This window comes from Streptomyces sp. NPDC057950 (assembly GCF_042887295.1).
In the GTDB taxonomy this organism is placed as follows: domain Bacteria; phylum Actinomycetota; class Actinomycetes; order Streptomycetales; family Streptomycetaceae; genus Streptomyces; species Streptomyces kaempferi.
In genome coordinates, this window is sequence record NZ_JBHVPP010000017.1 from 40,916 (window position 1) to 51,782 (window position 10,867).

Below are 10,867 nucleotides of genomic sequence, written 5' to 3' on the forward strand. Positions count from 1 at the left end.
GATCGGTGGCGCGTGCCGGTCGCCGGGCCGCTGCCTGCCGTACGGCTTCGCGCGTTGCCGCCGTGTGGGGGGGGGGGGGGGGGGCCCGGCCCCCGCCCGGGGCGGGCCCCGACCCCCTTCCGTGTCCTTTCGGACCGTGCGGCCGGGGACACGCGCGGATCACCGAGGCACCGGCGGCCCTGCTAGGTCGCCGGCCTCGGTCCGCGTCCGGCGCGGCGTCCGGCTCAGCGCCTCCCGGCCGGCTCGCCCGGCTGCCGGGCCGCTGCCTCGGCCGCCCGTGCGGTGATGTCGGCGGCCGCGCGTGCGGCGCGTCCGGTCACCTTCCAGGCGACCATGCGCAGGGCGGTGGCCGGGGCCGGGGGGAACACGCCGAGCTGCCCGAGCATGGTGATGTCGTCCCGTACCGCTTCGTGACCCACGACCCTTCCGTCCCGCAGGTCGAGCACATGGATCTGTTCGAAGTCGATCTCGCGCCCGGTGGGAGGTATGGCCTGGTCGAGGGCGCCGTCGCGGAAACGGACGAACGGGCCGGTGTGCCGGCCCTGCATCCGCAGCCGTACCCAGACCTGCTCGTCGTTGCCGGCGATGCCCAGAACGGGGAAGCGCAGGTCGCTGAAGGCGGACCGCATCCACGCGCTCGAGGCGAGAACCCCCGCGGGCCCCGGGATCGAGCAGGCGGAGGGCGACACGGCCGCTTCGCGGTTGTGGAAGTCCTCGCCGACCACCTCGGCGGCCAGTGCCGGATCCCCGGTCTCGAGGATGCGGAAGAGCCCGTGGGCCAGGCCCGTGGTGTCCATGCCCATTGCGTCCGTACCTTTCACCGGCTCTCACCGGCTGTGCGATCTGTGCGGCGACGTCAGTCGGCCCGGGGCGGAGGAGGCGCGTGTTCCACGCAGCGTGTGCCCGGCGGGCGACTATTGAGGTTACAGGGCACCTAATGAATAGGGAAACGGCGTGCTGATACTGACTACGATGTCCGGATGCCCTCCAAACGCGCCTATGTGTCTCCGCTGCGGGAGCAGGCCGCCGCGCGGACGCGCGCACTGATCCTGCAGCGCGCCGCCGAACTGTTCGCCGGACGTGGCTATGGGCGGGTGACCGTCGCGGACATCGCGGCCGCGGCCGGTGTCGCCGCGAAGACCGTCTTCGCGAGCGCCGGCAGCAAGAGCGACATCCTGGACCGGATCGTCGACCAGGGCGTGGCCGACTCCGGCTATGAACAGGCCATGCGACAGGTGCTCGCCCTGCGGACACCCGAGGCGGTGGTGAAGGCGCTGGCACGCGGCACGCGGCTGGGCAATGAGGAGCAGTTCACGGTGCACGAGGCGATCCGCAAGGCGCTGCCCGTCCACGAGCACGGCGAGGCGCTGTGGGAGCGCGCCACCGCGGACTACCGGCTCGCGCTGCGCGCCGCCGCCCGCCACCTGCACACCCTGAACCCGCCGCCTCCCGGTCCGGAGGACGAGACGGCCGACCTCCTGTGGTTCTGGTTCGGCCCCACCGGCTGGCGCACGCTGGTGGTCGAGAACGGCTGGCCCTGGGACCGGGCCGAGGAAGCGCTCGGCCGCACCGCGGTCGCCACCCTCTGCCCGGACCGCTGCACCGACCGCTGCTCGGACTGACTGGCCGTCGTTTCTGCCGGTCCGGTCCGGTCCGGTCCGGTGCGGTGCGGTGCGGTGCGGTGCGCGGGCGCGGGCGGAGTGCCTGTGCGGACGGCCACGCCATGGGGCGGCCCCCCACAGCGGTACCGGTCAGGACGTACGGTGTGGTCCCGCCGCGGCCGCCAGGTTCGGTTGGAGCCGGCGGGCGACATCGAGGTGGTCGGCGGTCCAGATGATGCGCACGGCCGTGGCGGTGGACCGGCCCCGCTCGTCGGTCAGGTCGCGGCGCAGGGACTCGACGAGCCGTCCCTCGGCCGTGGGATTGCGGGGCAGCGGTTGCGGGACGGGAGCGGCCCGGTCCAGGGCGGCGGCCAGCTCCCCGTACCAGCCGGTCACCTGGCCGGCGGCGCCCAGGATCACCAGGCGTGCCTCCGCCCGGTCGGTGCCGGCGTCCTCCTCTCCGGCGCGCTGCCAGAGTTCGAGGACGGCGTCCCCGGCCAGACGCAGCCCGACGATGCCGGTGACCAGCGTGGTCATGTCGGCGAGGGGTACCGGTTTGGCGCCGCGTTCGGCGAGGTAGCTGCGGAAAGCGTCGTCGAGCCGCCGTGCGGCGGCGGCAGCCGCACGGCCTTCCTCGAGGGGAGGACCGGCCGCGGGCGCCGGACCGGACCCGCACCGGCCCACCGCGTACGCCACCGTTCCGGCCAGATAACGGGCGCTGTCCGTGTACGCCTCGGCGAGGGCGCGGTCGACGGCGGCCGTGGCGCCGCGTGGCCAGAGGAACAGAGCCATCAGCACGCTCACGGCGCAGCCGATGGCGACGTCCTGGATCCGCATCAGGACGATGTGCCAGTCGGGGTTCTGGCCGATGTTGAACAGGACGACGACGGTGACGGTGAAGGCGGCCTGACCCGCCGCGAAGGAGATCGCGGCGGGGGCGATGCCCGCGATGAGCACAGCGAGCGGCAGCAGGATCCACAGCACGGTGCTGTGGCCGCCGATGAGCTGCAGCAACCCGGCTCCGATGACCGAACCCGCGAGGGTGCCCAGCACGGCGCGCATCGCGTTCTGACCGGTGTTCAGGGCGTTCGAGCGCAACACGGACAGGGTTCCCAGCAGGACCCAGAACGAGTGCTGGAGGCTGGTGACGTGGGTGAGGGAGACCGCGATGCCGAGGCCGAGCGCGCCGCGGAGGCTGTTGTGCAGCCAGACGGACTGCGGCCGCAGGTGCGTGACGGCCCGGTCACGCGCCGAGACCAGCGGTTCGGTGAGGGTGCCGGGTTCGCGTCCCAGCAGACGTTCGTGCCAGCCGCGCCGCTCGGCGGACGCGGCGAGGTCCACGTTGCCCGCGATCTGCAGCGTCGCGAATCCCAGTTCCTGCGCGCGGAACGACAGGTCCAGCATCCCGATGACCGGATGCACCCGGGACGGCGTCGCCGTTCCCGCGTGGTGCCCGCTCAGCCTGCCGGTGGCGTCGCGCTCCATGACGGCCATGGCCGTACCGAGGTCGTCCGAGGCGGCGCGCAGTGCGTCCGGGGAGGCCATCGGGGCGTGGAGGAGTCCGGCCGCCTCGTCCAGGACACCAGCGGCGGCCCGTCGTACCGCGTGGGCGTCGGGGTCGCACGCCGGGCGTGCGTCGAGAGGGGGCGCGCTGTCGGCGAGGATGTCGCAGAGCCAGGTCAGTTCGTCGACCAGACGGACGATGGCGCGTGAGCTGGTGGACAGACCGGTGGGCCGATAGGGCGTGGTGTCGAAGACGCCGCGCAGCTCGGCGGCGGCGTCGGCGGCGCGGTGGGCGGTGACGCGGCACCGGCCCATGTCCGGCGTGCCGGGGCCGCCGGCCAGCCAGGACGCGTCGGCCCGCAGCTGTTCCGCGGCGGCGCGGCAGACCCGTGCCGCGGGCGCGCTGAGCGGGTCCGCGGTGGGCCGGGGCCACAGCAGGGAGACGGCGAGCATCGCCGCGGCCGTCGCCAGCCCCGCGCCGGCGAGCCGGTCGGGGAGCTGGGACAGCGGGGCGGGTGAGGTCACCGGCAGGATGAAGGCCAGCAGCAGCGCGGTGGACGCACCCGCGAGGACGGAGCTGATGGCCCCCGCGAAGAGCACCAGGAAACCGATCAGGACCATGACGGGGACCGCGAGCCAGATCCGGTGGGCGACGAGCGTGCCCAGACAGATGAGGACGGCCCAGGCCGTCGCGAGCCCCGCGTGCGCCTGCAGCCGCTGCACCATGGGCCCGGTGAAGTCCACGAGCAGGAGCATGGAGAACGAACCGAACGCCGCGTACGTCGCCGTCGTGGGCGAGTCGATCACCTGGCCGCACAGGGCGAAGAGGGCGGGCATCACGATCGCGGTGCGTACGGCCCGGCGGGTGGCCGCCAGCTCGGGATCGTGGGCCCGCAGCCAGGACAGGGCGCGCCCGAGGGTGACACGGCCCGGTGTTCGCACGCGCCGCACCTCCCGTCGCCGAGGCGGTCCGCCTCAGCAAGTCTGACGGCTGTCCCGGGCGGAACGCCATGCGAACGCGGATGCGGATGCCTACGCGGATGCGAACGCCGACGTGGACGTGGACGCGGAGGGGAACGCCGACGTGGAGGCGAACAGGTCCGGTGGCGCGCCGCGCAGGCCGTGCCGTGTACGTGTGCGGTGCCCTGCCGCGACGGGACCCCGGCGAGGCACCGACGGGGACCCCGACGGGACCCCGACTGGACTCCGACGGGACCCGACTGGACTCCGTCGGGGGCACCGCTCGGCTCCTGGCCGGCCGCGGCGTGCCCGAGGAGCCGCGTCAGGCGGTGCGGGCGCCGCCGAGGCGTTCCAGGAGCAGTCCCTCCCGGGTGGACCAGGGGCAGATGGTGACGCTGTCGACGCCACAGGTCTCCATCAGGGCCTCGGCGATCAGGGCCCCGGCCAGCGACTGCTCGGCGCGGTGCGGCGAGATGCCGGGCAGCCTGCCACGTCGCTTCGGGCTCGAGGAGGCCAGCAGCGGAACCGTCGTCCGCAGCGCGGGCAACGTCAGGCGCTGCGGCGTGCGGGGCGGCCGGCTCTTCCCGGCGGCGGCGAGGCGGGACAACTGGGTGAAGGTCTTGGAACACGCCAGGACCTGTCCGCCCGGCTCCGCCCGGGGCAGGTCGGGGAGCGAGCTCAGCGAATGCCGCAGATGCTGTCGCAGCTCGGCCAGCCGGCGTTTGGAGGGGACGGTGCCGCCGGGAAGCCATTCACGGGTGATGGTGCGGGCTCCCAACGGCAGCGACAACACCGTGCGGGGCTGGTCCGCGGTACCGGAGGCGATCTCCAGGGTGCCGCCACCGATGTCCAGGACGAGCAGGGGGCCGCCGGTGGGCTCCGCCCATCTTCGGGCGGCCGCGTACGCCAGCCGCGCCTCCTCCTCACCCGGCAGCACCCGCAGCCGGATGCCGGTGGCGTGTGCCACCCGGTCGATGACCTCGTCGCGGTTGGGCGCGTCCCGGATGACGGAGGTGGCGAACGCGAACACCTCGGGCAGCCGCAGTCGCGGATCCGCCGAGGCGGCCTCCGTCACCGCCCGCTGCACGCTTCTGACGCCCGACTCGCGCAGCCGTCCGTCCGCTCCCAGGCTCTGCTGCAGGCGCAGTCGTACCTTCCGGGAGAGGACGGGTTCCAGCGTCCCGCCCTTCGGCTTCCGCACCACCGTCAGCAGCGCGCTGTGGCACCCCACGTCGAGGACCCCTGCCTGCCGCATACGCCTGCCTTCCCGCATCATGAGCTCTCCCCCCCCGGGGCCGGACCGCTTCCCGGCGGCCGTGACCGGGCCGGACAGCGGAGGGCGGCACCACGCGGATGCGTGTGCCACCTGCCCATCTTGTCACTGCTGCTGTTTTCCATGATCGGGCAGACCCCCTCGGACCCTCGTTCGTACCCCCGGACCCGGCCGGAGCGGGCGGGCGACCGGCCCGGTGGGGCGGCGGTGCCGCGCCGGACGCCGACCGTCGAGGGCCCTCGGGACGTACGTCGTCGAGCATGGCTCCGGTGGCGGACGCGCATACGTCGGCCCCGCGTCACCGGCGTGACGGCCGTCGAGGCGACGACGGCCGACGAGGGGCGCGTGTGTGTGTGGAGGCGCGCCCCGCCGGAGACCGTAACTCCACCCGGCACAACTCCGCCCGGTCGTGTCCTACTTACTGGTAATGCCCCTAACGCGACGTCGGAATCCCGCCGGACATCCGGTGGTCTGCGGCGCAGCATCGACAAGTCCAGTAAACCGAAAGAGAGTTGAGCGAGGACATGACTGCGATGCTTGACGGCAAGGTGGCCATCGTGACGGGCGGGAGCCGGGGTATCGGTGAGGCTGTGGCGCTCAGGCTGGCCGAGGACGGGGCCGACGTCGCACTGACCTACCGGGACAGCGCGGACCGTGCGGCGGAGGTGGTCGGCCGGATCAGGGCCATGGGCCGCCGGGCCGGCGCCGTCCGGGCCGACAGTGCGGACCCGACAGCGGTGCGCGAGGCGGTGGACCGGGTCGCCGCGGAGTTCGGACGCCTCGACATCGTGGTCAACAACGCCGGGATCGGAGTACTGGGAGCCGTCGAGGACCTGTCGCTGGAGGACATCGACCGGGTCCTGCACATCAATGTACGGGCGCCGTTCATCGCGTCCCAGGCGGCGGTCCGGCACATGGCCGGGGCGGGCGGATCATCAACATCGGCAGTTGCATGGCCGAGCGCGTCGCCCTCCCCGGCGGATCCCTTTACGCGACCAGCAAGACCGCGTTGACCGGCCTCACCAGATCACTGGCCCGCGAGCTGGGTCCGCGGGGTATCACCGCCAACCTGGTCCACCCCGGTCCGACGGAGACGGACATGAACCCCTCCGGCGGTCCGGGCGCCGACATGCAGCGGGATCTCACCGCGCTCGGCCACTACGGGCAGCTGTCGGACGTCGCGGCGACCGTGGCCCATCTCGCGGGCGACGCGGGCCGTTACGTCACCGGTGCCACCATCGCCGTGGACGGTGGATTCGCGGCGTGAGTCCCAGGTGGCCGGGGGCACGGGTGCCTGCCGGCCACCTGCGGGGAAGCCGCCGGGCGAAGGTCATGCCAGGGGGTGCGCCGAGGCGAACGATCCGTTGTGGTGCACGAGTGCCGTGGTCTGCGCGGCGGTCGCGCCCGAGTCGACCTCGCCGACGACCAGCAGATGGTCGCCGACGGTCTGACGGAGGGTGATCCGCGCGGAGAGCCAGGCGGCGACACCGTCGAGCACGGGCAGACCGTCCGTCTGGGCCCGCCAGGGGACACCGGCGAAACGGTCGACGCCACTGCGGGCGAAACGGCTCGCCAGACCGGCGTTGCCCGTGCCGAGCACATGGACCGCGAACCGGTCCGCGCGGCGGGCGGCGGGGGCACTGGAGGCTTCGACGCCGACGCAGAACGACACCAGGGCCGGGCGCAGCGAGACGGAGGTGAACGAGGTGGCGGTGAAGCCGACGGGGCCGGGGAAGGTGATCACCGTGACCCCGGCCGCGTGCCGGCGCAGGGTGTCGCGGAGAAGGTCCGCGCCGTCGGGAGCCACCGGCGGCGGTGGCGCGTCGCGGTGCACAGGGGCGGTCATGCCGTTTCCTTTCGGCGGGTCGGGCTGACGGATCGGCGGGCCGGGCTGACGGATCCGGTCCGCCCGGTGGGGTGGCCGGGCCGCGCGGTCGGGCGCGGGGCCGCGGTACCGGGCCGCCGGTGACGGTCACCGACGCGGCCGGCCGTCACCACGCGCTCGACTCCACCGCGACGACGGGCACCAGCGTGTTGCGGACCGTCTCCAGGAACGTGACGACCTCGGCCGCCACCGAGCGGTGCTGCAGGTCGTTGAGGACGTCGTGGTGGGCGTCCCGGACCACCGTCAGACGGGCGCGCGGCAGCAACTTCGCGGTGCGGGTGAGAGCGTCCCGGTCCGCGAGCGGATCGGCGTCGCCGACGAGGATCAGCGTGGGGACGGCGATGTCGCCGTGGTGGGCCGCGTCGAGCAGCGCACCCGGCACCGCGATGCCGAGCGAGCCCCGGTGCGTCCCGGAGTCGTCGGTGAGGACCCCTCGGTGGGCCGGGCAGAAGGTACGGACGTCGAGTTCGGCGTCCCAGGATCCTGCCGCGCCCGCCGCGTCTGTGTCCACCGGGCCGCCGGTGTCGGCGCCACGCCCCGGCAGACCCGCGAGAACGACGGCCTCCGCCGCCCGGACGACGGGCGACTCCTCGTCACCGAGGAGCGCGGCGAGGGCGGCGGCGCCGGTGTCGGCCCCGACGAGGACGACGGGACGGACCACCCCGTCCTCGGCTGCGGTCCCCTCGACGGCCGCGTCGAGCTCGGCGCCGAACCGCCTCAGCGAGCCGGTCAGGTCGTCGGCGTCGATCCGCGGGGCGTCGACGACGCGGACGCGGTAGGCGTCGGCCGCGAGCCGCCTGCCGAACCGGGCGTACGCGGCCCGGCCCTCTCCCCGGCCGGGCACCACGACGATCGTGCCACGGGTCCGGAGGCCTTCGGGGCCGTAGTGGTCGGTGTACTGGGTCATCTCACGCTCCTGCGAGGTCGGGCACGGTCGCGGGCTTCCAGCCCAGGGCGGGCGCCACTTCGGTCGCGATGAGCTCGAGGGCACGGATCGCGGCGTCGTGGTCGGGGACTGCGGGGTTGAACTGGGTGATCAGGTCGGTCGCGACCGGCAGCACCTTCTCCTCGCGGAGCGCGGCGGTGATCTCATCGGGATGACCGTAGAAGGAGTGGAAACGACGCAGCGCCTCGTCCACGCTCAGGCCCTTCGGGAAGGCACCGCCCTCCGCGTGGCGAAGGGCCGCCCGGTGGACGTCGTCGCCGATCTGCTGGAGCGCCGTGCGTCTGTCCTTCGCGGGGAAGACGAACCGGGACAGCCCGATCCGCGGCCGGCGCGGCCGGTCCCAGGCGTCGAGGAACGCGTCCGCCCAGGGGCGCTGCACCTCGTCGGTGGGCGCGTCGAAGCCGTATGCCGCGCGGTTGAGCAGGAGGTTCGAGCCGCCCGCGGCGGCGATCCGTGCGCCGGGGCCGCTGAAGACCCCCTGCCAGATCCGGTCCGTGAAGTCGCCGGGCGCGGGCTGGACGCGGAAACCGGGTGCGCGCACCTCCTCGCCGGCCAGCGCCCGGCGCAGCACGCTCAGCTTCTCGCTCGTCAACTCGCGCTTGCGGGCGACGTCCTGGCCGAACGCGGCGTACTCCGTGTCGTTGTAGCCACTGCCCACGCCGATCTCGACCCGCCCGCCGCTGAGCGTGTCGACGACGGCGACGTCCTCGGCGAGCCGGACCGGGTCCTCCAGCGGCAGGACGGTGATGGCGGTGCCGAGCCGGATCCGGGTGGTCCGCGCGGCGGCGTGCGCGAGGAACGTCCACGGAGAGGAGAGGCCGCCACCACCGGCCTGCACATGGTGCTGGGCCACCCACCCGGTGTCGAAGCCGAGTTCGTCGGCGACGACGAAGAGCTCCTGCGCGTTCCGGTACGTCCGGGCCAGGTCGTCGCCGCGGCCCTGGACATGAGTGAGGAAGCCGAGTCGGCACCGCGGTGTCAGGGAGGTCATGGAGTGTTCGCCCTTTCAGGGATCGGACCGTGTCGTCCCCCGGTCGCGGGGGAGAGGGATCGATGCCGGGGTGACCGGGCCCGCTCACCGGCCGGCCGTGCCGCCGCGACGAGACCCTTCGTCGGGGCCCGTCGCGGGCGCCTCCCCGGACGCGGACGAGGACCGCGCCCGCACCGGCGACGGGAAGGCCCGTAGCGCGTCGTCGCCGACAGCGGGGAAATGATCCTGTCCTCAGCCGTTCACGAGCTGGGGCTCGCGTGTGTGCCGGTTGGCCGGGACCGGCAGGCCGAGGTTGCCGCGCAGGGTGTCGGCCTCGTACTCGGTGCGGAACAGGCCCCGCTTCTGCAGGATCGGCACGACACCGTCGACGAAGAGCTCCAGGTCCTCGTTGTTGCGGAAGGCGAGGTTGATGCCGTCGAAGGTACCCGCGGCGAACCACCGCTCGATGGTGTCGGCGACGGTCGACGGCGCCCCCACGAACGGTGAGCGACGGAACTCGCTTATCGAATCAGCTACTTGACGCAAGGTCAGATTTTCGGCCTTGGCCCGCTCGATGAGCTTGGCGGCCCCGGTACGGCCGCCCTTCTCGGCGAGGTGCGCGACGTCCGGGAACGGCGCGTCGAGGTCGTGCCCGCTGAAGTCGTAGGCGCCGAAGGAACGGCCGAGGAGCGCGAGGTTGCGGCCGAAGTCGTTGTCCTCCTCGAAGATCTCCTGCTCGCGCCGCCTGGCCGCCTCGTCGGTGACGGCGACGAGCGGGCCGCCGTGGATGAATATCTTGATGTGCTCGGGGTCGCGGCCGTACGACGCGGTGCGCGACTTGATGTCCGCGTAGTACTCCTGCGCCTGCCGCAGGCTGCCGCCCGGCGCGTAGATGCCCTCGGCGACCCGCGCCGCGAGGTCGCGCCCTTCTTCGGAGACCCCCGCTTGAAAGATCACCGGCTGGCCCTGCGGAGAGCGGGAGAGGTTGAGCGGGCCGGCGATCCTGAAGTGTTCTCCCGTGTGGTCGAGCGCGTGCAGCTTGGCCGGGTCGAGGAAGACGTCGCGCTCCACGTCGGCCGGGAACGCGTCGTCCTCGTAGGAGTCCCACAGGCCCCGGGCGACCTGGACGAACTCCAGCGCGCGGCCGTAGCGGGTGGAGTAGTCGAGGTGCTCGTCGAGCCCGAAGTTCCTGGACGTTCCGGTGTCGAAACTGGTGACGACGTTCCAGCCGGCGCGACCGCCGCTGATGTGGTCGAGCGAGGCGAACCGGCGGGCGAGGTTGAAGGGCGAGTTGTACGTCGAACTGGCCGTGCCCACCAGGCCGATGTGCCGGGTGTGGGTGGCGACCGCCGACAACAGCGTGAGCGGCTCCAGCCGGTTCAGGTAGTGCGCCGGGTAGGTGGAGTTGATGAACTGGCTGTCGACGATGAACAGGGCGTCGAAGAGCGCGTGTTCGGCCGCCTTGGCCTGCGCGATGTAGTAGTTGATGTCGATGCTCGCGTTCTTCGCGACGCGCGGGTCCTTCCACAGACCGTGCTGGCCGGGGCCTCCGACACCGTAGGGGTGCAGTGCGAGGTGAAGGGTGCGGGACATGGTTGTTCCTTTCCATGCTTCTGGGGCGCTGAGGCGCTGAGGCGCTGAGGCGCTGAGGCGCTGAGGCGCTGAGGCGCTGAGGTTCTGGCGTTCTGGCGTTGTGGTGTTATGTGGATCGCTGGTTGCGGAGACCGGT

The 10,867-nt window shown here is 73.1% G+C and carries 8 protein-coding genes and 1 pseudogene; 2 read left to right on the forward strand and 7 right to left on the reverse strand.

What is annotated here, in order from left to right:
• Window positions 1-224: 224 nt before the first annotated feature.
• Complete coding sequence (locus tag ACFVTC_RS26455) at window positions 225-803, reverse strand: ester cyclase (RefSeq protein ID WP_390130971.1); 579 nt, start codon at window positions 801-803, stop codon at window positions 225-227.
• Window positions 804-980: 177 nt separating this feature from the next.
• Between ACFVTC_RS26455 and ACFVTC_RS26460 the strand changes: the two genes are divergently transcribed.
• A complete protein-coding gene (locus ACFVTC_RS26460; protein WP_390130972.1) occupies window positions 981-1,622 on the forward strand; it encodes a TetR/AcrR family transcriptional regulator in 642 nt (213 codons plus the stop codon).
• 129 nt (window positions 1,623-1,751) lie between these two features.
• Here ACFVTC_RS26460 and ACFVTC_RS26465 read toward each other — a convergent pair whose 3' ends face one another.
• Together ACFVTC_RS26465 and ACFVTC_RS26470 are read right to left on the reverse strand one after the other, a co-directional pair.
• Window positions 1,752-4,046 carry an FUSC family protein gene (locus tag ACFVTC_RS26465; RefSeq protein ID WP_390130973.1) on the reverse strand — a complete coding sequence of 765 codons (2,295 nt, stop codon included), beginning with the start codon at window positions 4,044-4,046 and terminating at the stop codon, window positions 1,752-1,754.
• A gap of 340 nt (window positions 4,047-4,386) precedes the next feature.
• Complete coding sequence (locus ACFVTC_RS26470) at window positions 4,387-5,319, reverse strand: hypothetical protein (protein ID WP_390130975.1); 933 nt, start codon at window positions 5,317-5,319, stop codon at window positions 4,387-4,389.
• A gap of 542 nt (window positions 5,320-5,861) precedes the next feature.
• Here ACFVTC_RS26470 and ACFVTC_RS26475 point away from each other — a divergent pair.
• A pseudogene (locus ACFVTC_RS26475) lies at window positions 5,862-6,604 on the forward strand (SDR family NAD(P)-dependent oxidoreductase).
• Between the two features lie 63 nt (window positions 6,605-6,667).
• Here the strand turns inward: ACFVTC_RS26475 and ACFVTC_RS26480 are convergent.
• From ACFVTC_RS26480 to ACFVTC_RS26495, 4 genes are all read right to left on the reverse strand, one after another.
• Window positions 6,668-7,183: a flavin reductase family protein gene (locus ACFVTC_RS26480; protein ID WP_390130977.1), complete on the reverse strand. Its 516-nt coding sequence runs from the start codon at window positions 7,181-7,183 to the stop codon at window positions 6,668-6,670.
• 145 nt (window positions 7,184-7,328) lie between these two features.
• Window positions 7,329-8,129, reverse strand: coding sequence for an alpha/beta hydrolase (locus tag ACFVTC_RS26485; RefSeq protein WP_390130979.1), 801 nt, complete (start codon window positions 8,127-8,129; stop codon window positions 7,329-7,331).
• Between the two features lies 1 nt (window position 8,130).
• Window positions 8,131-9,159, reverse strand: coding sequence for an LLM class flavin-dependent oxidoreductase (locus tag ACFVTC_RS26490; protein ID WP_390130981.1), 1,029 nt, complete (start codon window positions 9,157-9,159; stop codon window positions 8,131-8,133).
• 231 nt (window positions 9,160-9,390) lie between these two features.
• Window positions 9,391-10,731 carry an LLM class flavin-dependent oxidoreductase gene (locus ACFVTC_RS26495; protein WP_390130982.1) on the reverse strand — a complete coding sequence of 447 codons (1,341 nt, stop codon included), beginning with the start codon at window positions 10,729-10,731 and terminating at the stop codon, window positions 9,391-9,393.
• Window positions 10,732-10,867: the final 136 nt, after the last annotated feature.